Below are 24,003 nucleotides of genomic sequence, written 5' to 3' on the forward strand. Positions count from 1 at the left end.
CTCATGAGCATCCATCGTCCGCAAGCGCTGTCACTGTTCGACGGCCCCATCCTGGCCCAGGCGGCCAGGGGGGCCCTGGTCAAGCTGGACCCGCGCCGGCTGGTGCGCAACCCCATCATGTTCACCACCGCTCTGGTTTCGCTGGCCGCCACCGTGCTGACGCTGCGCGACATCGCCGTCGGAGCCTCGGCGGGGATTACCGTCCAAATCTGCGTCTGGCTGTGGTTTACCGTGCTATTCGCCAATTTCGCCGAGGCCATCGCCGAGGGGCGCGGTAAGGCCCAGGCGGCCAGCCTGCGGCGGAGCAAGTCCGAGGCGGTGGCCCGTAGGGTGGCCGACCTCGCCGGGACTAGCCCGGCCACCGTCCCCGCTGCCAGCCTGAGGGCCGGCGATCTGGTCCTGTGCGAGGCGGGCGACGTCATTCCCGGCGACGGCGATGTCGAAGCCGGCATCGCCACCGTGGACGAAAGCGCCATCACCGGCGAATCCGCCCCGGTGATTCGGGAATCGGGTGGCGATCGCTCGGCGGTGACGGGCGGCACCCGCGTGGTATCCGACCGCATCATGGTGCGTATCACCGCCAATCCGGGCGAAACCTTCCTGGACCGCATGATCGCTCTGGTCGAGGGCGCCAAGCGGCAGAAGACCCCCAACGAGATCGCCCTTTCCATTCTGCTGGTGGGTATGACGCTGATCTTCCTGGTGGTGGTGGCCAGCCTACCGGCCTGGGCCTCGTGGTCGGGGACGGCGATTCCCATGGTGTTCCTGATCGCCCTGTTCATCACGCTCATTCCCACCACCATCGGCGGCCTGCTGTCGGCCATTGGCATCGCCGGCATGGACCGGCTGGTAAAGTTCAACGTCATCGCCAAGTCGGGCCGTGCCGTCGAGGCTGCGGGCGACATCGACGTGCTGCTGCTGGACAAGACCGGCACCATCACCCTGGGGGCGCGGCAAGCGTCCGAGTTCCTGCCGCTTGCCGGTACTTCCGAGCGCGACCTGGCCGAAGCTGCCTTCCTGTCCTCGCTGGCCGACGACACCCCCGAGGGCAAGTCCATCGTCGCCCTGGCCCGGATGCGCTTCGGCTTCAATGATCCCGTCGCCGCCATGAAGTTCGTGCCCTTCTCGGCCCAGACCCGCATGAGCGGGGTGGACGCGGGGGGAGACAGCATCCGCAAGGGGGCCTCCGACGCCATTCTCCGCCATGTGGCCGACGCCGCCCCGCGCGAACTGATGCCTGTGGTAGAGAAGGTGGCCAAGGCCGGCGGCACGCCCCTGGTGGTGGCCAGGAACGGCCGGGCGCTCGGCGTCATCCATTTGAAGGACATCGTCAAGCCGGGCATCCGCGAACGTTTCGCCACGCTCCGCGCCATGGGCATCCGCACGGTGATGATCACCGGCGACAATCCGCTGACCGCGGCGGCCATCGCCGCCGAGGCCGGAGTGGACGACTTTCTGGCCGAGGCGACGCCCGAGCGCAAGCTGGAGCTGATCCGCGACTACCAGCGGGGCGGGCGTCTGGTGGCCATGTGCGGCGACGGCTCCAACGACGCTCCCGCCTTGGCCCAGGCCGATGTGGGCGTGGCCATGAACACCGGTACCCAGGCGGCGCGCGAGGCCGGCAACATGGTCGATCTGGAAAGCGATCCCACTAAGCTGATCGAGATCGTCATGATCGGCAAGCAACTGCTGATGAGCCGGGGAGCGCTCACCACCTTTTCCATCGCCAACGACGTGGCCAAGTACTTCGCCATTATCCCGGCGCTGTTCCTGGTCTCCTATCCCCAGCTTCAGGCGCTGAATGTCATGGGACTGGCCAGTCCGCAAAGCGCCATCCTGTCGGCCATCATCTTCAACGCCTTGATCATCGTTACCCTGATTCCCCTGGCGCTCAGGGGCGTTCAGTACCGTCCCGCCGACGCCGGGACGCTGTTGAAGCGCAACTTGGCTGTCTATGGCCTGGGCGGCCTCTTGGCCCCCTTTGCCGGGATCAAGCTGATCGACATGGCGGTGGCCGCCTTAGGCCTCGCCTGACGGAGTGAAATCCATGTGGAAAGACCTGCGTTCCTCCCTTGCCCTGCTGGCGGTGTTGACCGCCATCACCGGCTTCGCCTATCCCGGCGCGGTCACCGCCCTGGCCCATCTTGCCTTCCCCTGGCAGGCGCAGGGAAGCCTGATCGAGAAGGACGGCAAGGTAGTCGGCTCAGCGCTGATCGGCCAGAGCTTCACCTCGGCGGGCTATTTCTGGGGACGGCCTTCGGCCACCCCGAAGCAGCCTTACGACGCCGCCAATTCCGGGGCCAGCAACCTCGCCCCCAGTGCCAAGGCCTTGGCCGATTCGGTGGCCGAGCGCAAGGCGGCGCTGCTGGATGCACATCCCGGACAGGCAGATCCGGTGCCGGCCGACCTGCTGACCGCCTCGGCTTCGGGGCTCGACCCCCACATCACTCCGGCGGCGGCGGCCTGGCAGGTGAAAAGGGTGGCCAATGCCCGCCGCGCCCCCCAGGAGGAGGTCCGTGCCCTGGTCTCGCGCTTCACCGAAGACCGCGAGGCCGGAATCCTGGGAGAGCCCCGCATCAATGTGCTGAAACTGAACATGGCCCTGGACGAGCGCTGGCCCATGAAGTGAAGTGATCGGCATGAGCGAGCCGCAACGCCCCTCGCCCGACGCCCTTCTCGCCCAGGCCCGGCGGGAGGGGCGGGGGCGCTTGAAGATCTTCCTCGGCGCCGCCCCCGGCGTGGGGAAGACCTATGCCATGCTGTGTGCCGCCCACGAACGCCTGAAGGATGGCGTCGACGTGGTGGCGGGCGTGGTCGAGACCCATGGCCGCAAGGAGACCGAGGCCCTGGTCAAGGGCCTCGACGTGTTGCCGGCCCGTCTGGTCGAGTACCGGGGGCGCGAGTTCCGTGAGATGGACCTGGACGCGCTGATCAGCCGGCGCCCCGCCATCGCCCTGGTGGACGAACTGGCCCACGCCAACGTTCCGGGCTCGCGCCACCTCAAGCGCTGGCAGGACGTGGAGGAGGTGTTGGCCGCCGGCATCAACGTCTACGCCACTTTGAACATCCAGCACCTGGAAAGCCTGAACGACGTGGTCGAGCGGATTTCCGGCGTTAAGGTGCGCGAAACACTGCCCGACGGCGTGCTGGCTGGGGCCGACGAGATCGAGCTGATCGACTTGCCGCCCGCCGACCTGATCAAGCGGTTGAACGAGGGCAAGGTCTACGTCCCCGAGCAGGCGCGCCGCGCCGTCGGCCACTTCTTCTCGCCCGGCAACCTGACGGCGCTGCGCGAGATGGCGCTGCGCCATGCCGCCGAGCGGGTGGACGCCCAGATGGTCGATTACATGCGCTCCAACGCCATCGCCGGTCCTTGGCCGGCGCGCGAGCGCATCATGGTCTGCATCGACGAGCGGGCGGATTCCGACCGGCTGGTGCGCGTCGCCAAGCGGGCTGCCGACCGCCGGGGCGCCGCCTGGGTGGCGGTGACGGTGGAGACCTCGCACACCCTGACTCTGCCTGAGGCCGACAAGGACCGCGTCGCCGCCGCCATGCGGCTTGCCGCCCAACTGGGTGGCGAGACGGCCCACCTGCAGGGCGACGACGTGGTGGCCGTCGTCCTGGCCTGCGCCGCCGAGCGCAACGCCACCCAGATCGTGGTCGGACGCCCCCGGCGGCTGCGGCTGCTCGACCACTTCGCCGCCACTGTCACCGACCGGTTGGTCGAGCGGGGCGGCGCGTTCAACGTCCTGGTGGTCGGTGACGATTCCGAGGATGCCCGCAAGGTGCCGAAACCGACGGCGGTCCAGCCCGAACCCCAAGACTGGCCGGGACTCGCCCTTGCCCTGGCGGCGGCGGGGGCGGCCACTGGACTGGGATTCGCCATCGATTTGTGGTTGTCGGTGGCCAGCATTTCGGTGGCCTACCTGCTGGCTGTGATGGTGGTGGCCATGTGGATCGGGCTTCGGCCCGGCATCCTGGCCTCGGTGGCGAGCTTTCTCGCCTTCAACTTCTTTTTCACCGAGCCGCGCTTCACCTTCGCCGTCTCGGACGTGCAGAACCTGCTAACCCTGGCCTTCTTCCTGATCGCCGCCTTCATCGTTTCGGGCATGGCGAGCCGATTGCGGGCCCAGGTCCAGGCCAGCCGCGAAAGTGCTCGGCGCACCGTCAACCTCTACGAATTCGGCCGCAAGGTGACGGGGGCGGCGACCCAGGACGACGTGCTGTGGGCGGTGGTCCACCACGTGGCCGACACCATCCGGGGCCGTTCGCTGGTGCTGATGCCGGTCGAGGGTCGGCTTTCGGTGATGGCCGGCTATCCGCCCGAGGACCATCTGGACGATAAGTCGGCCGCCGCCGCCGAGTGGGCCTGGAGCCACGGCAAGCCGGCGGGGCGTGGTTCGGCGACCCTTCCCGCCGCCCTATGGCTGTTCCTGCCGTTGCGCACCGGGCGCAGCGCCGTGGGCGTGCTGGGGGTACAGATGAGCGAGGACGCCGACCTGCCCAGCCCGGCTCAAATGCGCCTGCTGGAAACCCTGGCCGACCAAGCGGCGGTGGCTATCGAGCGCACCACCCTGGTTTCCGACATTGAGGCGGCGCGGGTGGCGACCGAGCGCGAGCGTTTGCGCTCGGCCCTGCTGTCGTCGCTTTCCCACGACCTCAGGACGCCGCTGGTCTCCATCATGGGGGCGGCCAGCAGCCTGATCAGCTATGACGACATCCTGGGCCCGGCCGATCGCCGCGATCTGGCCCAGACCGTCCAGGACGAGGCCGAGCGCCTTAACCGCTTCGTCCAGAACCTGCTGGACATGACCCGGCTGGGCAGCGGCACGCTCAAGCCCCGCATCGACTGGGCCGACCTGTCCGACATCGTCGGTGGCGCGGTGGAGCGGGCGGCCCGCCTGACCCGTTCCCACGCCGTCAAGGTGGACATCGATCCCGACATGCCTTTGCTTTGTGTCGATGCGGTGCTTCTGGGCCAAGTGTTCTTCAACCTGCTGGATAACGCCTGCAAGTATTCGCCCCCCGGCACCGGCATCAAGGTCTGGGCCAGGAGGGCCGCCGACCATATCTCCATCGAAGTGGCCGACCAGGGGCCGGGCATCCCCGAGGCCGACCGCGAGAAGGTGTTCGACATGTTCTACCGGGTCGGCCTGACTGACAGTCAGCCGGCGGGAACCGGCCTGGGGCTGGCCATCTGCCGCGGCATCGTCGAGGCCCATGGCGGCACCATCCGTGCCGAAGCGGGCTTGCATGGATCGGGGACCGCCATCATCATCCGTCTGCCGTTGCCGCCGTCCCCGGACGTGGCCGGCGAGGAGGCGTGATGAGCCGTATCTTGGTCGTCGACGACGAACCGCAAATCCGCAAGTTCCTGCGCATTTCGCTGGCCGCCAACGGCTACGAGGTCGCCGAAGCGGAATCCGGCGCTGCCGGTCTCCAGGCCTTCCGCGCCGCTTGCCCCGATCTGCTGATCCTCGACCTCGGCCTGCCCGACATGGATGGGCAGGAGATCATCTCCGCCGTACGCCAGGATTGCGATATTCCCATCATTGTGCTGTCGGTGCGCGCCCAGGAGTTGGACAAGGTCGAGGCCCTGGACCGCGGTGCCAACGACTATGTGACCAAGCCGTTCGGCGTCGCCGAACTGATGGCCCGCGTGCGCGCCGTGCTGCGTCCCCACCTTCCCAAGGAGGGCGGGCAGGTGGTGGAGAGCGGCTCGCTTAAGATCGATCTCGACCGTCTGGTGGTCCGCAAGGCCGGTTCTGAAATCCATCTGTCGCGCAAGGAATGGGACCTGCTGGCTTTCTTCGCCCGCCATCCCGACCATGTTCTGACCCACAAGCACATCCTCAAGGGGGTCTGGGGGCCGGCCCATGTGGACGACACCGCCTACCTGCGGGTCTATGTCAACCAGTTGCGCCAGAAGCTGGAGGACGATCCCGCCCGGCCCAGGCTGATCGTCACCGATCCGGGGGTGGGCTATCGGCTCCGTTCGGACCCGCAGCCCTGACGGCTGTTAACTGGAGCCGTCCGATTTAGTGAACGGTACAGACCGTGGAGGCGTGGGATTGTGCTTGATTGTGTATTGATTTCAATGGGGTGGTCAAAATTTGTTGCGGTTGGAGACGTTGCGACACGGCGTCTTCCGCCTCAATGAAATCAGATGGTTAGGGGATGGTTTTGGACGAAGTTACCGCAACCCCAGCCGCGTCATCATCTTCAGCAACCCTACCCGCGACAGGCCGAGGCGGCAGGCGGCGGCGCTGTGGTTGTTGCCGGTGGCGGCAAGCGCCGTGATGATCAGACGGCGCTCGAGATCGGCCACGGTCTCGGCCAGGGTGGCGGGCGCGGCCTGGGGGAGGGTGGCGGGATCGCCGCTGCGGGCGAAGGCGAGATCAGCCAGCGTGAGGACGCTTCCTTCGGCCAGGGCGGCGGCGGAGGTCACTACCGCCTTGAGTTCACGGACATTGCCCGGCCAGTCCTGCTCGGCCAACCACGCCAGGGCTTCCGCCGTCAGATGCAGCCGTCGGCGCTTGGCGGCATCGGCCAGGAAGCGGGCGGCCAAGGGGGCAATGTCCTCGCGGCGTTCGGCCAGCGGCGGGCTGCGCAGGATCAGGCCCTTGAGACGGTAATAGAAGTCTTCGCGGAACGAGCCCTCGACCGCCATGGCCTCGATATCACGGTGGGTGGCCGAGACCACCCGCACATCGGCGGTCAGGGGCTGGCGTCCGCCCACCGGGCTATAGGTGTCTTCCTGCAGGAAGCGCAGCAGCTTGACCTGCATGGATGGTGGCATCTCGCCCACCTCATCGGGGAACAGGGTGCCGCCATGAGCCGCCGCTACCAGCCCCTGGCGATCCTGATGGGCGCCGGTGAAGCTGTCCTTCAGGTGGCCGAACAACTCGCTTTCCAGCAGTTCCGCCGGAATGGCACCGCAATGAACGGCGACGAAGGGACCAGAGCGGCGCGGACTGGCGGCATGAAGGGCATGGGCCACCAGTTCCTTGCCGGTGCCGCTGGGTCCCAGCACCATCACCGGCAGGTCGGCGGGAGCGATACGGCGGATCATCTCCTTGAGGCGCAGGATGACCGGACTGGAACCGAAGATGCCGTCCTCGGTCGGCTGGGCGGCGCGCAAGGACGCCACTTCCTGCTCCAGGCCGCGCTTGAGCAAGGCCAGCTCGACCACGAAACGCAGCAGGTCTGGTTCCACCGGCTTGGCCAGGAAATCCCAGGCCCCCGCCGCCACCGCCCGCAACGCCAGGTCATGATCGGCATGGGCGGTCAGCACCACCACCGGTACGGCGGCGAAGTCCGGTATCCGCGCCAGTCCCGCTTCCGGCGTGCGCTCGGGCGGCATCACCAGATCGAGCAGCACCAGATCGGGGCGCTCGCGGAGAAAGGCTTCACGGGCTCGGGCGCCATCGGCGGCGGTCTCCACACTGTGCCCCTGCTTTTCCAGCCAAGCGGCAGCGAGGCGAAGAAAGGCGGGCTCGTCATCGACCAGGAGGAGCTTGCTCATGCCGGGAACCTCAAGCTGAAACAGGTGGACCAACTGGGACGTTCGCTCAAGAGCACCGAACCATTATGGGCCGCCATCACCTTGGCGACGATGGCCAACCCCAGGCCGGTGCCGCCGGGGCTGCGCGAGATGAAGGGCTGGAACAGCGAGGCACGGATGTCGTCGGGAATGCCGGGACCATCGTCGCAGACGTGGACCATGACACTATCGGGCTCGCGTTCGGCAACCACCAGCACCCGCCCGCCAGCCGCCCTGGCATTGTCCAGCAGGTTGACCAGGGCTTGGCGCAGGCGGAGGGGATCGGCGGTCAGGGTCAGCCCCGGCGGGAGTTCACGCTCCACCGCGCCGTCGGCTTAGGCGATGGCGGCGGCAAGATCGATCTCGGCTTTCTCGATCCGCCAGGGCTTGGCGTAGTCGAGCAGATCGCGGACCAGGGCCTCCATGCGCGCCAGTTGGGTCTTGACCTCGCCCTTGGTGTCGACGCCGGGCCTTTTGGATAATGTGGCCGCATCCGGTTCCGCCGGGGCCATTCTTCAGCGGTCAGTCTTTTTCGCGTGCGGCGGCATCATCTTCGCCCTGCTGGTCATGGGGCGGGCGGTATGGCGGTCCATCGGCCGTTCCAATCCCGCCCCGGTCTTGCCGGAAAGCCAGGAGCCCGCATCATGACGCGGGTCCTGATCATCGGCGGCATCGGCTTCATCGGCCATTATTATGCCGCCGCTCTCGCCGCCGCCGGTCACCGGGTGACGGCCCTGGGGCGGAGCGGCATCGATCTGGTCCGAGACGGCGAGGCCGTCCTGGCGGCCCACCTCACCGGCCATGACGTGGTGGTCAATGCCGCCGGTCTGGTCCGGGGCCGTGGCTCTAACACCATGGCGGCCGTCCACGCGCAAGGAACCGAACGGCTGGTGCGGGCCTGTCTGGCTGCCGGGGTGTCTCGGCTGATCCATCTGTCGGCGTTGGGGGCGTCCTCCCATGGCGGAACCCTGTACCAGCAGACCAAGGGCCTCGGCGAGGATGTGCTGAAAGCCGCTTCCGGGCTGGAGTGCAGTGTGCTGCGGCCCTCAGTGGTGATCGGTCGAGGCGGTGCCAGCACGGCCGTATTGACCGCCCTGGCCGCTCTCCCCTGGCCGCCGCACATTGGTCCCGGTACCTGGAGAGTACAGCCGGTTCATGTGGACGACTTGGCCGAACTGGTGGTGCGGTTGGTGGAGACGAAGGAGCATCTGCCGGGCTCGCTCGACGTGGTCGGGCCAGCCGCCATGACCACCGACGAGCTGACCATGGCCTTGCGCGTTTGGTTGGGGCTGCCGTCCCGGAGCTTTCTACCGGTGCCCGAAGCCCTCCTTGGTGTGATTGCGTCAGTGGGCGAACGGCTGATGAGTGGCCCCATCAGCCGCGATATCGTCGCCATGCTGAAGGTGGGCAATACCGCCGATCCAAAGCCCTTCACCGCCATCCTGGGACGGGCACCGCGTCATTTGCCCGAGGCGCTGGCCATGCATCCAGCCTGCGAGGCCACCCCCGGCAACCAATCCCTCGCCAGAGATGTAATCAGATTCCGGCAGGCACAGCATGTAGACGGCGGCCGCCGCCTCTTCGGGCGTGCCACTTCGCCGATCGTTCGCGCTACGTCGTTCAGGCGCTCAACAACATTGTGTCTGAGGACAATTTTCAGCACTTTTCGTCGGTAAGATCACCGACCAGGGCTTCGAACTGGTCTACCGGCATGGGTTTGGCGAAGAGATAGCCCTGGCCGAAATCGCAGCCGGCCGCCGCCAGCAGGGCGTATTGCTCCTCGGTCTCGATTCCTTCCGCCACCACTTTCATGCCCAGCCGGTGGGCCATGGCGATAATGGCTTCGGCGATAGCGCGATCGCTGGAATCGACGGTCATGTCTCGGACGAAGGACTGGTCGATCTTGATGTAGTCGATGTCGAAGCGCTTCAGATAGGACATGGCGGAATAGCCGGTGCCGAAATCGTCCAGGGCGATCTGCATGCCGGCGGCGCGGAACTTGGTCAGGCGCTCCATCACTTCCGCATGTTGGCCCAGCAGCAGGCCCTCGGTGACCTCGATGGAGATGCATTGGGGCGAGATGTTCAGCTCCCGCAGATGTTCCGCCCACTCCAGGTGGCTGAAGCCCGAGAAGAACTGGCGGGGCGACTTGTTGACGGCGATCTGGAAACGGCAGGGTGTCGACGGGCCGGCGATGTCGTCCTTGCGGCAGATGCCGCCAACGACATAGCGGCAGCTATCACACAGCCGCCTGGCCGTGGCGGCCGCCTGGCGGAACACCCAATTGCCGATATCGCAGATCAGGCCGGTTTCCTCGGCGATGGGAATGAAGATTGTGGGGCTGACGAATCCGCGCTCCGGATGGCGCCAGCGCAGCAAAGCCTCAGCCTTGACGATGGCTCGCGACGGCATGTCGATGATGGGCTGGTAGTAGACCTCGAATTGCCCTTCGGAAAGGGCCTCCCGGAGATCATTGGCCAACTGCAGTCTGGTCTGCCCCGCTTCCCGCATGGATTCGGTGAAGCAGCACGAACGGTCGCGCCCGCCATTCTTGGCTTCGCGCACCGCCTGATCGACGTTGCGCAGCAATTCCTCCATATCGCCGCCATCGGTGGGATAGGCGGTGATGCCGATGCTGGCGGTCAGATGGAGGGTGTCGCTGCCCGAACGGAAGGGTTCGGCGATGACCATGCGGATCGCCGCGACGGCGGCCTCCAGACGGGTGGTGCTCAGGTCGTCGATCATAGAGACGATGAACTCGTCGGCTCCCAGATGGCCGATGACGTCCTTTTCCGACAGGCAGGACCTGATCCGGCGCGCCACCTCCAGCAGCAACTGGTCGCCGATGGCGTGTCCCAGGGTGTCGTTGACCTCCTTGAAGCGGTCGAGATCGATCAGGAGGACGCCCACCACCATGTCCGGAAGACTGTCGGCGCGTGCCAGATCCTTGCGCAGCAGGTCAAGGAAGCGGCGGCGATTGGGCAGGCCGGTCAGCAGGTCGTGGTTGGCCTGGTGCCAGATGATCTCCTCGGCCTTCTTCTGCTCCGTGATGTCCGAGGCGATGGCGACCCGGCGCTGAATCTGGCCCTTGGCATCGTAAATGGTCGAGATGGTCAGGCGTTCGGGATAGACCTCCCCGTTCTTGCGGCGGTTCCACACCTCGCCCGACCAGTTTCCCGTGGCGGTGATCGACCGCCACATCTCGGCATAGAAGTCGGAATCGTGGCGGCCGGATTTCAAGATGTTCGGATTCCGGCCAACCAGTTCCTCGAGTTCGTAGCCGGTCAGGCGGCAGAAGGGCTTGTTGACGCTGACGATCAGCCCCTCCGCATCGGTGATGGCGATGGCCTCGCTGGTGCCATCGAACACCGACGCCGCCAGTTGGAGCTGCTCGGCATTGTCCCGAAGAGATTGCTTCTGGGCCTTGATGCGCTCATGGAACTTGTTGAAGCTGTCCAGCATCTGGCGGATTTCCGGTCCGCCCTCGACCGGCAGGGGACTGAGGGGGCGGCTGCCCGTGGCCATGGCGTTGAGCATTCCGGCTGCATGTTCCAGCGGCCGCAACTGGCGCCGGACGAACAGCCACAGCAGCACGGCGATGATGACCGATGCCAGCGCGGCATCCTGGTAGATCTCGAATTCCAGGCGACGGATGGGGGCGAAAGCGACGGATGTCGGGATGGTGGCGATGACGGCCCATCCCGTGCTCTCGATCCGCCTAGAGGAGCTAAGGACTTCCATGCCCTCGGAATTGATGGAAAGCCCCGACCCCTCGTAACCTTCCACATAGCGGTCGAGCATGTGGTTGACGCCCGATGCCGGAAGGGGCTGGAGGATCCGGTCCTTCCGGGTGGAGGCGACATAAAGGCGGTCACGGGGGGAAACGATATGGAATTCCCCGTCCAGGCGGCTTTGCCGGGGGATGATCTCGGTGAAGAAGTCACTGTCCGAGACGGAGTTGGCCCCCACCAGGACGCCGATGACTTCGTTGGCTGCCCCCCGGATCGGGACGGCCAGCAGAACGACCGGGCGGTTGCTGAACCGCCCCAGCCGCGGGCGACCGATGGCGACCTCTTCGCCGGCCATGATCGCCGGGAAATAGTCTTCACCCGAGAAATCCGATCCGGCCCGGCCTTTCAGGGCGGGAAAGTCGACGAAGCCGATTCCCTGGCGGGAAACCACCGACAGCCCCAGATTGAACAGGCGGCCGATATGCTTGAACTCGGCCAGCTTCGCCCCCAGGCGTTCGCGGTCCCCCATCATTTCCGGGGAGATCAGCGATGCGACATCCTTAAGAGTGTTGATGCGGAGCTTGCTCTCTTCCTCGAGACTGTCGGTGATGTGCTCGACCAGGGCGGTCTGCTCGGCCGCAACCACGGCCTTCACGTCGTCGCGCACCTCCTCCGCCACGTCATGGGCGAGCAGCCAGATGGCAGCCACGAACAGGCCGACGCAGGCCGCAACGATCTTGGTCTTGAGGTCGAGATTCTGAAATACTGCCGACATGGCGTGGATCATCTGGCGCCGTTCAACGTGGCGGTTCATTAGCATCTTTTGACAAATGTCATTAGATCAACCGAAGTATAACTAAAATCAGATAATGGCCTACACCTTTCGGTCTGGGCGTCAGGTCAGCCGCTCCATTTCCCAGGCCCAGTCCTGATAATTCCGGCGATATTCGGCCCAGCTGGATTCTGTCCCGAGCCTGTGGGATGCCTCCGTCAGGGCCCCGATCTGCCGGGCGGCGATTCGGCTCCGATCCTCGTTCGGCAAATGCCGCAGGAGCGAGGCAAAGCTTACGGCGACATGCCCCCCGCCCGGCTTGAGGAGGGCCTTGGCGAGGCCGCTTGCCATGGCGGGAGCCGTCTCCATGAGCCGTTGGGCATAGGGCCTGATCAGGGGGGCCTGAGCCAACAATTCGGCCCGTTCGGCATCGAAATCGGTTCGGTCGACAATGGTCTTGCCGTCATAGACGGAAGGCGCCGATGGCGAGACGTCGCAGTCCCAACCGGGACGGGGAACCAGCAGGTCCGCCTGATGCCCCTCGTCCCGGTAGGGAAAGAACGGCATGGTCTTGCACCGCAGGGGCTTGGCCCCATGGATGGCGCACAGATTATCAGCGGTGAGCGCCGGACAGGCCATGGTGGGGGGGATGTAGGCGGTGGGGCAGACCCTGACCGCCACCGTCTTCTTGTCGGGAGTGCGGAAAGTAAAGCCCAGCCTTTCGGTGGCGGCAAAGTCCTTGGCGGCCTGGCGAACCGGCGTCCAGACCACGGCGAGGGGAAACCGGCCGGCATGGAGCAGGGCATCCTTGAGAGTCAGCGGCAGCCAGCCGACGCAACACTTCCCACAGGCGGTGCAACGGAAGTGCCGCATCGCATTCCTCCCCTTCCAACCTCAACCGCCGCAGCACTTCTTGAATTTGAGCCCCGAGCCACAAGGGCAAGGATCGTTGCGTCCCACCTTGGAGACTTGGCGGGGTTCGGCCTTGGGATTGATCCGGCCGTCGACATAGAGCCAACGCTCGTCTTCGCGCCGGAAGGTCGCGATCTCGTGATGAATCTGAACCTGATCCCGAATCTTGAACCGGGCGACATATTCGACCGAGCCGCGATCATCATCGATTCCGCCCCCATCGACGGCCCGGACGTCAAATCCCATCCCCCTGGCGTCGCGCGCCGAAAGCTCGACCTCGCGGAGATTGAACTCGCCCCGCTTCTCGGGGGCCAGGGTCTCCAGGAGGAAGTCGCCGATCCGGCGGGTCACGAAGGCGCTGTAGCGGGCCCGCATCAGCGCTTCGGCTGTGGGGGCGGGGGCGCCGTCGACAATCGGTCCGCAACAGGCGTCGAACGCCAGGCCGGAACCGCAGGGGCAGGCCGAGAGTGAGTCTGCGGTCAAGGATGTCTCCGTCTGCTGGTTCATCCGGGGGTGATGGGGGAATGCCCCGCTCGGCATGAATCACGCGGATTTGCGTCGGATCCGGGCCGGGGTGAGTGCTTCGCCCCACGTTACGCCACTGAACCTGAACCCAACATGAACCGCCGAGTCGGGGTCCGTTCAGGTGACGTGCGCTAGCCTATGGGGGAGTGGTGCCGACGAAAGCGGCAAACCGCCCTGTCACCGACTGTGGAGGCTGCAGCGAATGAGGCGCATCGGAACATTGGCGGCCGCCGGGGTAATGCTGGTGATTTCGGCATTCGGCGCGGTAGCCCAAATCCCACCCTCCGATGCCATGCCGCTGCAGGCCGTTCTGGAGAAACTGCACGACCAGCGCTTTGACGTGCGGGGCATCTCCTATAAGGCTCCATGGTGGGGCGTGGTGCTGCGAACCCCGCGGGGCGGAGCAATAACCACAGGCTTCGACGCCGTGACTGGCGAGATGCGCGACGACTTCCCCGTCGAGCGCCTGACCGCCCCCATCCCGGGCGACGTCATGACGGCATTGGAGGTGAGCCGGAAGCTATCCGATGCAGGAGGTGGGCGTATCACCGCCATCCGCTATCTGGAGGACCGCTATCACGTCGACATCGTGACCGGCGACAGCGCCCGGACCGTCGTCCTTGATGCCAAAACCGGCGAGCCTCGCCCCTGATTCGGAGACTCCCATGAAATACGATCTCCTGACCAAGATTCTCCACGCCAGCATCGCGCTCGGCGTCTCGCTGCAGATGATCACCAGCCTGGTGATGATCTATCCCAAGCCGGGACGTGTGCCCAATCAATGGTACGAAGTCCACGAATGGGTGGGGATCGCACTCCTGGGAATCGTTTCCATCCACTGGCTGTGGGCAGTGGGCCGGACGCTGATCCGGGGTGACGCACTGCTGCTGTTCCCGTGGTTCTCCGGCGCCCGGTTGGGCCAACTCGGCCGCGATATCGCCGAGACCGGGTGCGAAGCGCTGCGAGGGCGCCTGCCCGGTGGTGATGAACCCAGGGCTCTTCCGGCTGCGGTACAGGGACTGGGACTGCTGCTGGCGTTGGGCATGGCCGTCACCGGAACGGCCCTGTCCATGGGCATGGCGCCGGACGGAGGGCTTTCGCCGCTGTTACGGGTGGTGAAGGAGATCCACGAGTCCCTGGCGCCGGTGATGTGGGTCTATCTGCTCGTTCATCCGCTGCTCGGCGTACTTCACCAGATGGCCGGCCACCGGAGCCTGAGCCGCATGTTCGGCCCGCGCTGACCTTAATCAACTCCCTAAGTTCAACAAAAGGGTTATGTCATGCCACTGCTCGTATGCCCCAACTGCAACGTCGGAATGAGCAACATCCAGCGTTCCGGCGTGGAGATCGATATCTGCCCGCAATGCCGCGGTGTTTGGCTCGATCGCGGTGAATTGGAGAAACTGCTGGAACCGGTGCGGGAGTATGTGTCCAACGAAGCCTCTGTTCCCCCGGTCCGGCAGGGAGGCTTCGCCTCTGGAGGCGCTCTATCGGCCTGGGGCCATGCGGCCTCTGGTCCGGTGGCGGATCAATGGGGGCGTCCGCAGGCTGACGGAGACCATCACCGTGAGCATGGATACGACGTAAAACATGGGCATGGCGGGCACCATGGTCCTCACCGCAAGACCGGGATGCGTGGTCTCCTCGATATCTTCGACTGACTGTTGCCGGCAAGAAAATTGGCATGGTTAATCTCAATAACTGAATAGCCCCGGGTTCAGGTGACAAGGGCAAGGCTGACGTTGGGGCGTACAGGCTCTTCACGCCATTGCGCTGCGCGACTACCCCGCATGGCTGGCGCGGGCCATGGAACTGGCCCTGGTGAGCTACTCCCCGGAAATTGGACACTGACGGAAGCTACGATCTGATGTTTGCTGATCCCCAACTACGAGGAGATCAGAGATGTCGAAGCGCAGGAACCATGACGCGGCCTTCAAGGCGCGTGTCGCCCTTGAGGCGCTGAAGGGCGAGCGGACGGTATCGGAATTGGCGTCGGCCTATGGCGTCCATCCGACCATGATCCATCAATGGAAGAAGTCCCTGCTGGACGGGGCGGCGGAGATCTTCGAACGCGGGGCCAAGAAGAAGGCCGAGGTGGACGAGGATACGGTGCGATCCCTGCACGCCAAGATCGGGGAGCTGGCCGTGGCCAACGATTTTTTGTCTCGAAAGCTCAAGCCGTGGACCGGCAAGTGAGGCGGACCATGATCGAGCCCAAACACCCGGCGCTGTCGATCGGCGCCCAGTGCCACCTGCTGTCCATTGCGCGATCATCGTTCTATTACGAGCCCTTGGGCGAGACGGAGGCAAACCTGGAGCTGATGCGGTTGATCGACCGCCAATTCCTGGAAACGCCGTTCTATGGTGTCCGTCAGATGGCTTGGCATCTCCAGAACGAGGGCCACCCGGTCAACGTCAAGCGCGTCCGGCGGCTGATGCGGCTCATGGGCCTGATGCCGATCTACCAGAAGCCCAACACCAGCAAGCCCGCCAAGGGCCACAAGACCTATCCCTACCTGCTGCGGGGCCTGCGGATCGACCGGCCCAATCAGGTCTGGTGCGCCGACATCACCTATCTGCCCATGCGCCGGGGATTCCTTTATCTGATCGCCATCATGGACTGGGCCACCCGGAAAGTGCTGGCCTGGCGCATCTCCAACACGCTCGAGGCCGACTTCTGCGTCGAGGTGCTCAACGAGGCCATCCTGCGCTTCGGCCCGCCGGAGATCATGAACACCGACCAGGGCAGCCAGTTTACATCCTTCGCCTGGATCGACCGGCTGAAGCGGGCCGGAACCCGCATCTCCATGGACGGCAAGGGCCGTTGCATCGACAACGTCTTTATCGAGCGCCTGTGGCGGTCCCTAAAATACGAATGCGTCTATCTCCATGCCTGGGAAACCGGCTCGCAAGCAAGGGCCGGGATCGGACCCTGGATCACCTTCTACAACCACAAACGGCCCCACGCCGCCCATGGCGGAAGGACCCCCGCCGTGGTCTACTGGAACACCATCAACCAAACCGATCAGCAGGCCCGGAGAGTAGCTTAAACTTCCCCGAATTCTGTCCAACCAATGGGGAGTAGCTCATTAGTACCCCTGAGGTTCGAGACGAGTACAGTTTTTAACTAATGTTCTGTCTGGAGTTTGATGATGAAAAACGTTAAGGAATTTTTGAATTGCCATGCTGATGCATCTACTGTTCCGGTGCAATTGGATCAATTAGTGCGTGATGCGAATGAAGCTATATTGTCAACCATCATCAATCTTAAGAGGTTTAATGATATTGACTTTATTATCAGTAATTACGGTGACGAAATTAGCTTTTCGGATCTCGAATACTTAAAAGAAAAGTCAAATGATTTTTTCTTTACGTGGGACTCGTCTAGTACTGAGTTGATCTCTGCGGTTGGTGTTGATGTTGTGTTGAGATTGTTTAGGGCGTTTAAGCGGTTTGAGTATTTTACGTGGTCTTTTGAGTCTAAAAGACTGTTTAATAGCTATGCTTATGGCCGTTCTCATATCACGGTTTACCGCGGCGGCAATCCGTCAACTGTTGACGTTTCTCTGTCGTGGGCGAAGCGGAAGGATATGGCTAATGCTTATGCTAGTGTTGTCCCTTCAAATGTCGTCGTAACTGGTGATGTGAGTGTGTCGGATATTTTGTATGGTGGTGACGGTGAGGACGAGATCGTGGTTGAGCCTGGCTCTGTCAGTGTTGTAAGCGTAGAACCTACTTGGTAGCCGGTGCTTTGTGTGTGATAGATATTTTTTGTGCTACGTATTATTTGCGGTGATGACTTTTTGCATTATGTATTTATTTTGTGATTGATATTTTGTTGTCTCCAGTTCTAGGGGGTGTGCTGGGTGGCACGGCGGCGGAGCATTAAGCGCAGGGGATGGCCGGAAAATCTCTATGAGACACGCGGCTATTTCATCTGGCGGAATCCCATCGACGGTAAGAAGCATGGCCTTGGCCGCGATAAGGCTAGTGCCAGCCTTCAAGCCATCGAAGCTAATTTGCATATTGCCGGGATGCTGACCAAGTCGCGCCTGATCGACCGGGTTCTGGGCGGCGATGATCAGTCGGTGGCCGCTTGGTGTGGGCGCTACGCCAAGATTCTCGAAGACCGAACTCTGGCTGACGAGACCCGCCGTGAGTTCAGCAGGCGGATCGGTAAAATCAAGGAGACGCTTGGCAGCCATCAGGTTGACAAGGTGACCACCAAGCACATTGCGGATTTTCTTCGGCCGTGGACCGACGACGGGAAAAAGCGGATGGCCCAGGCCATGCGCTCCCTGATGCTGGACATGTTCCGTGAAGCTGTCGCCGCCGGTTGGGCAAAACAAAATCCGGTGGCGGTGACCAGGGCGCCGAGGGTGGCCGTTGCGCGCGCCCGCCTGACGCTCGACATGTTCGTCGCCATTCACGCGGTTGCCTTGCGCGATCAATCCCCTTGGGTGGGACGCAGCATGGAGTTGGCCCTGGTCACGGCCCAGAGACGCGAGGATGTTGCCCTGATGGGGCGCAAGGATATGCGTGAGGGACGGCTCTGGATCACCCAGGAAAAGACCGGCGCCAGGGTGTCCATTCCGGCCGATCTGCGGCTCCAGGCGGTCAACTGGTCGGTGGGGGATGTGATCCAGCGGTGCCACGACAAGATCTTGGCTCCCACCTTCGTGCATCACTCCGCCCACCCGTGCGTCTTGAACCCGGTTACGGTCGGAAGGGCGAGGGGGTATGAGATCGTCATTATCTGCCCCGGAATGCACGGGCGACGGAACCGCCACGCTGGGCCGCGTCGGTCACGGCGTTGATGGCGCGGCGCTCAATGGTCGCGTTCATGGTGGCGATACGCTGCTCGAGGCGGGCCATACCTTCCCGATCTGCGCCTCGGGCGTCGATAACGAAGTGCTGGTAAACGCCGCCATTGGCCGAATTGCTATTCGACGCGGTGACGTTGGGCACCGACGGCGCCGAGATCGACGGGAATTGGCCCGACGCCATCTTGGCCGAAACGTCAGTCGGGAAAACTTGCTCGCCGCCCTTGAAACGCACAATTTCGGGGCCGTTCTCGCCGACGAGGGCCCAGCCCGAGGGAGCGTTGGGCGTGCCGCCAGCGAAGGCACCGGCGAAATTTGACCAGAAGCCCGCATCCGTACCGGACGACAGGGCGGCCGTGTTGCTGGCGCCGTTGTAACCCTGGCCACCGCCACCGCCGAGCCAGTCGAGAACACCTCCGAACAGCCCGCCCATCGACCCGATTGTCGCGTTATTCTGGCCGAGAAGCGCGTTTTTCAGTGGATTGATGGCGGCCAGTTTCATGAGCTCTTGGGTAAGCTCGGAAATGACCGCCTTGCCGATGTTCCGCAGGCTGGAAAAGGCGTCGTTGCCTTCCATGGCCATCTGGGTCATGGCCGAACCGATGCGGCTGAACGCCTGGTCACCGAACTGGCCGAGCTCGTTGACCGTGTTCTTATATTGTGCCGTCTGGTTCTGCACATCGACCAGGGCGTTGGCGTTGGCCTTGATGGCCGCCACCTCTTCCGGGGAAAGGTTGATACCGGCCTTTTTGGCCTCGTTCACCTTCTCGATCACGATCTTTTGGCGGTTGTAGGCGTCTTCGCCGTCCTGCATCGCTGCATAAAGCTGCCGGGCTTTGTCGACCTCGTCGGCCGTGGCCTCGATCAACTTCTTGCGGGCGTCGGTCAGCTTGATGGCGTCGTCCCACGATTCCGCCTCGCGCTCGTTGAGCCGGTTTTGCACCTCGTCCGCGGCCTTCTTGGCGGCGGTCAGGTCATAGACGGCACCGGCCAGGCGGGCGATCTCCTCGCCCTCTTTGCTGGTGATCGACAGGCCGTTCGTCTGTAGCGCCGTATAGATCGCCTGTTCGCGGGCCGAGCGACCGAACTGGTCGGCCTGGAATTGCAGTTGCTGGGCTTGTTTGGCGATGGCGTCCGAGAGCTTTTCCGCCACACTCTGCGACTTTTTCGAGGCGTCCTCAAAATCCTTGAGGTATTCCTCGGCGTCCTTGATGGCCTCGGCGTTGATCTTGTTGTAAAGACCGCTGCCCGCCGGGGGCTTGAGGAGGTCTTGCCGCTGGCGTCCGAGCTCTTGGAGCCGGTTAAACGATTCCTGTAGCGCGGTGTCGGCCTGGTGGTATTCGCGGGACCAGTCGATATTTGGCCCGAGATCAGCCCGGTCGGCCTTGATCTTTGCCACCTTCTGGGAGAGGGTCGCAAACGCCGCCGTCTCCTCGAGGTGCAGCTTGCGGATTGTCTCAAGGGCGTTCTCGCGGTCGGCCGCCGTCTTGAGCTTGGTCAGATCGGTGGCGGTTTTCGTCAACTCGTTGACGCGGGCGATCGCCTCAGCATAGGTCTGCGCCGCCTTGGCGGCCTCGTCAGCGGCCTTGGCATCGTCGAAGAACTTGGCCGCCAGCGTTCCGGCGGCGACCGCAGCAAAACCCGCCGCAGCGCCCCAGGCGCCGAACATGCCGAGCAACTGGCCCATCTGCACGCCGATGGCCATGAAGGCGTTTTGCCCCATGCCGATCTGCGTGGCCATGTCGGTGAATTGATACCCGGCTTGCTGGGCCATGCCGCGCATGGCGCCCAACTGCCCGCCGGTCTTGCCAGCCTGGCCGCCAAGCGAGGCCATGAGCTTGGTGTGCTCGGCCTGGGATATGATCCCGAAATCCAGCGCCTTGTTAACCTCGATTTGCGTCTCCGACATCTTGCGCATTGCTGCGGCGGTCGGGTCGGCCTGGTCGAGCAGGCGTTGCATGGAGGCGCGTTGCGCGTCCAGGGTGCGGGATATGGCCGCGTCGATGCGCTTGGCCGTCGTCTCCGCCGTGCCAGCGGACGACATCATGGCGCGGTCGGCTTTGTCGAGCTCCGACCGCAACAGGGCGGTGTTCGCCTCGATGCGGACGAGAAGGGCGTCGACCTCGGCCATTAAACGCCCTCCTCTTTCGCTTTCAGCGCCTGATAAAGCGCCTGGGTGGCGCTGGCGATTTCCTCGTCGTCGGCCTCGTCAGCCGGCCGGTTGGCGGCCTGATAGCCTTCGATCGCGGCGAATAATTCATGGGGCGTTGCTGCCCAGAAAACCGGCGGGGTCCAGTGAAGAACCCCGCAGGCAATGCCCATCATCCGACGGAGGGGGAACTCTTCCCGTCCGCCGGCCCGGCTTCCCCCGACGGCTTGGCCTCCTGGCCGCCGTTGAGCGCCGCCAGGACAAACGCCTGTGCAGCCGGCAAAACCTTTAGGATGCCCGTCTCAAAGACCAGGCGGGGCACGTCGTCAAATTTGAGGGTGCTGCCTGCCCCCGTCAGGCCCGCCGCAATCACAAACGAGACATCGCGCAAGGCGGCGCCGTTGGGGTCGAGCAGGCGACGAGCGACGCCGACCAGGCCGAGGCCGGTCAGCGCCTCGATCATCGAGATTGCGTCGTGGGTGGGGCGCAAAAGGTGATCGGTGCCCGCCAGGGCAACGACCACCTCGCCGCGGGCGGCGTTTGCGACGATCATCAGGGCAGCGCCGTCAGAGCACCGGCGGGCATCAGGTCGATGTCGATCACGATCAAACCAGGGTCGGGGCAGTGTTCCTTGATCTCGGAAATCAGCCCTTGGATATTGGGGTCGCTGTCGAGCAGATTGACCGCGGTAGGCAGTACGAAGAACGGGGCGTCGTCGTGCTCGGGGCCGTCGAGGAAGTGCGCCTTGCGCCAGGCCATGATGCGCTTGGTCAGCCCGACCGCGCCCTCGGCCGCCACATAGATCACGTCGCGTTGGGTGACCTTGATGCCGTGCCACGGGATGCCGTAGGCGATGCAAAGCCCCCAATCCAGCGCCGCGAACGACTTGCCGCTGGACGAGGCGCCGCAAAGGCCCATCAACCCCGTGGCCAACAACACCCGCTTTACCACCCACGACTGGGTTGGGATTTCGCGCATGTCCTTGAGCCGAAGAAACTTCCGTTTCTTTGCCGTGCTGCCCGCCCGCTCGATAGGCACGTCTATCGCCTCGGCCTGGTCGGGCAGCGGCTCGAATTGCGTTTCGGCCGAGGCGCAACCGATCTGCTCGCGGGCGTACTTGTATGCATTGCCGACCTTGAGCTCGAGGTCTTCCGGCGACCAGGGCGGGCAGCACCGATCGTTCCAATGGTCGAGCAAGAGCTCGAGGGCCATTTCGCGGCTGACGCCATAATCACGAACATGACACGCCACGCTGAAAGCGGTGCTGTCGCCGCCATCGCCCTCGACGGCCTCGGGCGCCTCATGCTGGAGATACCACGTTGCCCGGTGCAGCGCCGCCGGCGTGTCCAGCGTCAAACCCTCGGGCGTCTCGGCGGTGTCGGGGCGCTCGACGACCTGGCGCTTGCACTTGTCGATGATCCAGTCGGGCGCATCCGGCAAATCGGCGACGCTGGCCGCCTCGGCCTGCCAACGATAGGGCACACCGTCGATCACGCTGCCGGCGCCGACGACGAAGCCATGCCACGATCGGGCGTCGATGCCCTTGCCCAGCGGGCTTTCGCGCTTGGCGCTGTCTGCGATATTGCCGACCGTCTCCGGGTTGATGCCCGCTGGCAGCTTGAAAAAATGATGCTGGCCGCCGGTAGGCGTAATGGTGACGGGATGGTCGGGCGTCCCGAAAATGGCGTCGTTGATCTCCCAATTCACCAGGCCGGGCTTGCCGCCCTTGGCGTCGGGGTCGGTCACCAACAATCCGCTGGTGCAAACGCCCACATTGTACGGCTTGGAACCGCCGGTCAGCGGGTCGGACCACCAGCCGCGTATCGTGGCGGCGTCGGTGGTCGCCCGGTCGGGCCAGCCCTCCCAGATCGGAAGCTTGCCATTGGGTTGGAGCGGGAAGACCTTGAACCCCTTGGCGGCGAGCGCCAGGGCGTGGTCGAGCATGTTGATCGTGTCGGTCATGGTCATTTCCGATACCTCGAACCGCGCCAGCCAGCCGCAGCCACCGGGAGCCCGGCGGCCCAAGCGGGCGTGTCGCACATGATTGATTTGAACTCGTCGACGCTGCCGACGCCCTTGCGGATCTCGGCCAGCGCCTCGTCGTGAACATGGATGACGACCGGATAGCCGGCCGCTTCCAGCTTGAGCAGGGCGTTTGCCAACAGATCGCGGGCAATCGCCTGGATTGCATTTTCCGCGAGCGAGCCGCCGTATGTCGTGCATCGTTCCCATTTCCGGGTGATGCTGTTCACCGACATGAACGTGATGGTGTCTTTGAGCTTGATCTCGTCCTGGCCAATGTTCCAGGCCGGGCGCCGCTTCTCGATGCGCGGGTGGGCGTATGCCAGCGGGCGGCCCGACGGGAGCACCATCCACAGGAACCCGCCCTTGACGACGTACTTAATCCGCCCGCCCGCGGTGCTGACCACCCGGCCAGGGTTGGAGATGGCGTTAAAGGCGGCGTCTTCCATGTTGCGCCAGAGGGCGACGACCCGAGGGTGCGCCTCGCGCCAGGCGACCTTGATCTGGTCGGCCTCCTCGTCGGTGACCTTCATGCCGTAGATGGCGGCCATGGACTGGAACGCCCCTACACCGCCCCCGAATCCGAGGGCGAGCTCGGGAACCTTACCATAGGGTGTACGCTCTTGACTATTCTCGTTTAAAGGGTGTGCATAGGGCACTTTGAGCAGGGTCAAAATCTTCTCGGCTCCGATCAGGTACAGATCGCGGCCGGTGCCGGCATCGAAGTCGCGGAAGGCTTGGATTTTCCATTCCTCGTTCGCCAGCCAAGCGGTGATGCGCCCCTCGATGTTGCTGAAATCGCTTTGGATGAAGTCGCAGCCCTCGGCCGGGATCAGGCACCCGCGCAGATTGGACGAGATGACATCCAAGGGCGGCCCGAACAGCATCGAAACGAGGTCGATGTCGCCGTCGATGATCAACGGGATGGCGAGGTCGGCTTTCTTGACCGAGCCCCTTGGCAGATTCTGCAATTGTATTAACCGCCCGGCCCAACGCCCGGTGCCCGCGCCATAAACAAGATGTAAACCGCGGGCTCGGCCGTCATCACAGGCGCACTTGACCATCGCGGTCAGTTTGGCGGTGCTGGCCTTGGCCGCCTCGGCTCGGATTTCGACGGCCTGGCGGGCGGCGCCCTCGATGTCACCGGCCAGCATTTGGCGCACGGCGGCCTTGGTGTGGGCAGCGGGGAGGCGCTTGCCGCTCTCGTACTCGTCGAACCGCTTGACCACTTCGACGGTGACGTCAACGGCCTTGGCGGTCCCGGCCTGGGTGGTGATGAAAATGGCCTGGGCTTTGTTGAGATAGTACTCGGTGGCTTCCTGCCCCCGGTTCACTGTCCGCATGGTGCGGACAGTGCCCAACGCTTCCAGGCTGGTTAGGTGGCGTTTGATCAGGTCACGGATCGTGACCGGGCGGGCGTATTCCAGCGCCTCGGCCAGAGCGAGGTCGTGGATACGGGGCTCATTTTCGACGGGAGTGATTGAAAGGTGCATGGCTGCTGGGGCTCCAAAACATATTCGGAGCCC

At 64.2% G+C, this 24,003-nt stretch carries 22 protein-coding genes; 11 read left to right on the forward strand and 11 right to left on the reverse strand.

The features are described 5' to 3' along the window. The first annotated feature begins 3 nt into the window (after positions 1–3). Genes kdpB through AMB_RS09660 form a run of 4 tightly spaced genes read left to right on the forward strand, consistent with a single transcriptional unit; the run spans position 4 to position 6,013 of the window. On the forward strand, positions 4–2,034 hold the full coding sequence (kdpB, locus tag AMB_RS09645; protein ID WP_011384315.1) for a potassium-transporting ATPase subunit KdpB: 2,031 nt from the start codon (positions 4–6) through the stop codon (positions 2,032–2,034). Between the two features lie 13 nt (positions 2,035–2,047). Next, positions 2,048–2,629 carry a potassium-transporting ATPase subunit KdpC gene (gene kdpC / locus AMB_RS09650; protein ID WP_043744056.1) on the forward strand — a complete coding sequence of 194 codons (582 nt, stop codon included), beginning with the start codon at positions 2,048–2,050 and terminating at the stop codon, positions 2,627–2,629. Positions 2,630–2,639: 10 nt separating this feature from the next. Then, complete coding sequence (locus tag AMB_RS09655) at positions 2,640–5,327, forward strand: sensor histidine kinase (protein ID WP_043746451.1); 2,688 nt, start codon at positions 2,640–2,642, stop codon at positions 5,325–5,327. Further along, complete coding sequence (locus AMB_RS09660) at positions 5,327–6,013, forward strand: response regulator (RefSeq protein ID WP_011384318.1); 687 nt, start codon at positions 5,327–5,329, stop codon at positions 6,011–6,013. The genes AMB_RS09655 and AMB_RS09660 overlap by 1 nt, the downstream gene beginning before the upstream one ends. A gap of 180 nt (positions 6,014–6,193) precedes the next feature. On the opposite strand, the gene AMB_RS09665 is transcribed toward AMB_RS09660, so the two are convergent. Genes AMB_RS09665 through AMB_RS26165 form a run of 3 tightly spaced genes read right to left on the reverse strand, consistent with a single transcriptional unit; the run spans position 6,194 to position 8,055 of the window. Beyond that, positions 6,194–7,525, reverse strand: a complete 1,332-nt coding sequence (locus tag AMB_RS09665; protein WP_011384319.1) for a sigma-54-dependent transcriptional regulator — start codon at positions 7,523–7,525, stop codon at positions 6,194–6,196. Then, positions 7,522–7,866 (reverse strand): sensor histidine kinase, encoded by a 345-nt coding sequence (locus AMB_RS26160; RefSeq protein WP_043744060.1) that lies wholly within the window; start codon positions 7,864–7,866, stop codon positions 7,522–7,524. The genes AMB_RS09665 and AMB_RS26160 overlap by 4 nt, the downstream gene beginning before the upstream one ends. 12 nt (positions 7,867–7,878) lie before the next feature. Beyond that, positions 7,879–8,055: a hypothetical protein gene (locus tag AMB_RS26165; protein ID WP_197531987.1), complete on the reverse strand. Its 177-nt coding sequence runs from the start codon at positions 8,053–8,055 to the stop codon at positions 7,879–7,881. Between the two features lie 132 nt (positions 8,056–8,187). Here AMB_RS26165 and AMB_RS25945 point away from each other — a divergent pair, with 132 nt between their 5' ends. Then, positions 8,188–9,219, forward strand: coding sequence for a complex I NDUFA9 subunit family protein (locus AMB_RS25945; RefSeq protein WP_011384322.1), 1,032 nt, complete (start codon positions 8,188–8,190; stop codon positions 9,217–9,219). On the opposite strand, the gene AMB_RS23380 is transcribed toward AMB_RS25945, so the two are convergent. The 3 genes from AMB_RS23380 to AMB_RS09690 all read right to left on the reverse strand — a co-directional run bounded on the left by AMB_RS23380 (position 9,200) and on the right by AMB_RS09690 (position 13,441). Next, positions 9,200–12,088, reverse strand: coding sequence for a bifunctional diguanylate cyclase/phosphodiesterase (locus tag AMB_RS23380; RefSeq protein WP_011384323.1), 2,889 nt, complete (start codon positions 12,086–12,088; stop codon positions 9,200–9,202). The genes AMB_RS25945 and AMB_RS23380 overlap by 20 nt on opposite strands. A gap of 81 nt (positions 12,089–12,169) precedes the next feature. Beyond that, entirely contained in the window at positions 12,170–12,919 is a 750-nt protein-coding gene (locus AMB_RS09685) for a YkgJ family cysteine cluster protein (protein ID WP_011384324.1), read from the reverse strand. 21 nt (positions 12,920–12,940) lie between these two features. Continuing rightward, complete coding sequence (locus AMB_RS09690) at positions 12,941–13,441, reverse strand: YchJ family protein (protein ID WP_011384325.1); 501 nt, start codon at positions 13,439–13,441, stop codon at positions 12,941–12,943. Positions 13,442–13,685: 244 nt separating this feature from the next. On the opposite strand from AMB_RS09690, the gene AMB_RS09695 reads away from it, so the two are divergent. The 6 genes from AMB_RS09695 (at position 13,686) to AMB_RS09715 (ending at position 18,300) form a co-directional block, all read left to right on the forward strand. Further along, positions 13,686–14,135: a hypothetical protein gene (locus tag AMB_RS09695; protein ID WP_043744063.1), complete on the forward strand. Its 450-nt coding sequence runs from the start codon at positions 13,686–13,688 to the stop codon at positions 14,133–14,135. A gap of 13 nt (positions 14,136–14,148) precedes the next feature. Then, entirely contained in the window at positions 14,149–14,724 is a 576-nt protein-coding gene (locus AMB_RS09700; protein ID WP_011384327.1) for a cytochrome b/b6 domain-containing protein, read from the forward strand. 75 nt (positions 14,725–14,799) lie between these two features. Continuing rightward, complete coding sequence (locus AMB_RS24365) at positions 14,800–15,144, forward strand: zf-TFIIB domain-containing protein (RefSeq protein ID WP_231849034.1); 345 nt, start codon at positions 14,800–14,802, stop codon at positions 15,142–15,144. A 241-nt stretch (positions 15,145–15,385) separates the two neighbouring features. Continuing rightward, positions 15,386–16,533 (forward strand): IS3 family transposase gene (locus AMB_RS09710; protein ID WP_407636032.1). Its coding sequence is split into 2 segments (ribosomal slippage): positions 15,386–15,647 and positions 15,647–16,533, totalling 1,149 coding nucleotides; the frame shifts between segments, so codons are not numbered across the junction. Positions 16,534–16,635: 102 nt separating this feature from the next. Next, on the forward strand, positions 16,636–17,226 hold the full coding sequence (locus tag AMB_RS25160; RefSeq protein ID WP_158303958.1) for a hypothetical protein: 591 nt from the start codon (positions 16,636–16,638) through the stop codon (positions 17,224–17,226). Between the two features lie 123 nt (positions 17,227–17,349). Continuing rightward, entirely contained in the window at positions 17,350–18,300 is a 951-nt protein-coding gene (locus AMB_RS09715; RefSeq protein ID WP_011384328.1) for a phage integrase Arm DNA-binding domain-containing protein, read from the forward strand. On the opposite strand, the gene AMB_RS09720 is transcribed toward AMB_RS09715, so the two are convergent. Genes AMB_RS09720 through AMB_RS09740 form a run of 5 tightly spaced genes read right to left on the reverse strand, consistent with a single transcriptional unit; the run spans position 18,236 to position 23,970 of the window. Then, positions 18,236–20,437: a hypothetical protein gene (locus AMB_RS09720; protein WP_011384329.1), complete on the reverse strand. Its 2,202-nt coding sequence runs from the start codon at positions 20,435–20,437 to the stop codon at positions 18,236–18,238. The two genes, AMB_RS09715 and AMB_RS09720, sit on opposite strands and share 65 nt — an antisense overlap. Then, entirely contained in the window at positions 20,437–20,631 is a 195-nt protein-coding gene (locus AMB_RS09725) for a phage tail assembly chaperone (protein ID WP_043744065.1), read from the reverse strand. The genes AMB_RS09720 and AMB_RS09725 overlap by 1 nt, the downstream gene beginning before the upstream one ends. Further along, on the reverse strand, positions 20,628–21,008 hold the full coding sequence (locus AMB_RS09730; RefSeq protein ID WP_011384331.1) for a gene transfer agent family protein: 381 nt from the start codon (positions 21,006–21,008) through the stop codon (positions 20,628–20,630). The genes AMB_RS09725 and AMB_RS09730 overlap by 4 nt, the downstream gene beginning before the upstream one ends. Further along, positions 21,008–22,417, reverse strand: a complete 1,410-nt coding sequence (locus AMB_RS09735) for a bifunctional DNA primase/polymerase (protein ID WP_011384332.1) — start codon at positions 22,415–22,417, stop codon at positions 21,008–21,010. Before AMB_RS09735 ends, AMB_RS09730 begins: the two co-directional genes overlap by 1 nt. A 2-nt stretch (positions 22,418–22,419) precedes the next feature. Beyond that, the gene (locus AMB_RS09740; protein WP_011384333.1) at positions 22,420–23,970 is read right to left on the reverse strand and encodes a DNA polymerase; all 1,551 of its coding nucleotides are present in this window, start codon (positions 23,968–23,970) and stop codon (positions 22,420–22,422) included. Between the last annotated feature and the right edge of the window lie 33 nt (positions 23,971–24,003).

The organism is Paramagnetospirillum magneticum AMB-1, from assembly GCF_000009985.1.
Classification (GTDB): Bacteria; Pseudomonadota; Alphaproteobacteria; order Rhodospirillales; family Magnetospirillaceae; genus Phaeospirillum; species Phaeospirillum magneticum.

Excerpts from the sequence above, each read along its gene's own strand:
- kdpB (WP_011384315.1), top strand. The coding sequence starts at position 4 with ATGAGCATCCATCGTCCGCAAGCGCTGTCACTGTTCGACGGCCCCATC.
- kdpC (WP_043744056.1), top strand. The coding sequence starts at position 2,048 with ATGTGGAAAGACCTGCGTTCCTCCCTTGCCCTGCTGGCGGTGTTGACC.
- AMB_RS09655 (WP_043746451.1), top strand. The coding sequence starts at position 2,640 with ATGAGCGAGCCGCAACGCCCCTCGCCCGACGCCCTTCTCGCCCAGGCC.
- AMB_RS09660 (WP_011384318.1), top strand. The coding sequence starts at position 5,327 with ATGAGCCGTATCTTGGTCGTCGACGACGAACCGCAAATCCGCAAGTTC.
- AMB_RS09665 (WP_011384319.1), bottom strand. The coding sequence starts at position 7,525 with ATGAGCAAGCTCCTCCTGGTCGATGACGAGCCCGCCTTTCTTCGCCTC.
- AMB_RS26165 (WP_197531987.1), bottom strand. The coding sequence starts at position 8,055 with ATGGCCCCGGCGGAACCGGATGCGGCCACATTATCCAAAAGGCCCGGC.
- AMB_RS25945 (WP_011384322.1), top strand. The coding sequence starts at position 8,188 with ATGACGCGGGTCCTGATCATCGGCGGCATCGGCTTCATCGGCCATTAT.
- AMB_RS23380 (WP_011384323.1), bottom strand. The coding sequence starts at position 12,088 with ATGAACCGCCACGTTGAACGGCGCCAGATGATCCACGCCATGTCGGCA.
- AMB_RS09685 (WP_011384324.1), bottom strand. The coding sequence starts at position 12,919 with ATGCGGCACTTCCGTTGCACCGCCTGTGGGAAGTGTTGCGTCGGCTGG.
- AMB_RS09695 (WP_043744063.1), top strand. The coding sequence starts at position 13,686 with ATGAGGCGCATCGGAACATTGGCGGCCGCCGGGGTAATGCTGGTGATT.
- AMB_RS09700 (WP_011384327.1), top strand. The coding sequence starts at position 14,149 with ATGAAATACGATCTCCTGACCAAGATTCTCCACGCCAGCATCGCGCTC.
- AMB_RS24365 (WP_231849034.1), top strand. The coding sequence starts at position 14,800 with ATGAGCAACATCCAGCGTTCCGGCGTGGAGATCGATATCTGCCCGCAA.
- AMB_RS25160 (WP_158303958.1), top strand. The coding sequence starts at position 16,636 with ATGAAAAACGTTAAGGAATTTTTGAATTGCCATGCTGATGCATCTACT.
- AMB_RS09720 (WP_011384329.1), bottom strand. The coding sequence starts at position 20,437 with ATGGCCGAGGTCGACGCCCTTCTCGTCCGCATCGAGGCGAACACCGCC.
- AMB_RS09725 (WP_043744065.1), bottom strand. The coding sequence starts at position 20,631 with ATGATGGGCATTGCCTGCGGGGTTCTTCACTGGACCCCGCCGGTTTTC.
- AMB_RS09730 (WP_011384331.1), bottom strand. The coding sequence starts at position 21,008 with ATGATCGTCGCAAACGCCGCCCGCGGCGAGGTGGTCGTTGCCCTGGCG.
- AMB_RS09735 (WP_011384332.1), bottom strand. The coding sequence starts at position 22,417 with ATGACCGACACGATCAACATGCTCGACCACGCCCTGGCGCTCGCCGCC.
- AMB_RS09740 (WP_011384333.1), bottom strand. The coding sequence starts at position 23,970 with ATGCACCTTTCAATCACTCCCGTCGAAAATGAGCCCCGTATCCACGAC.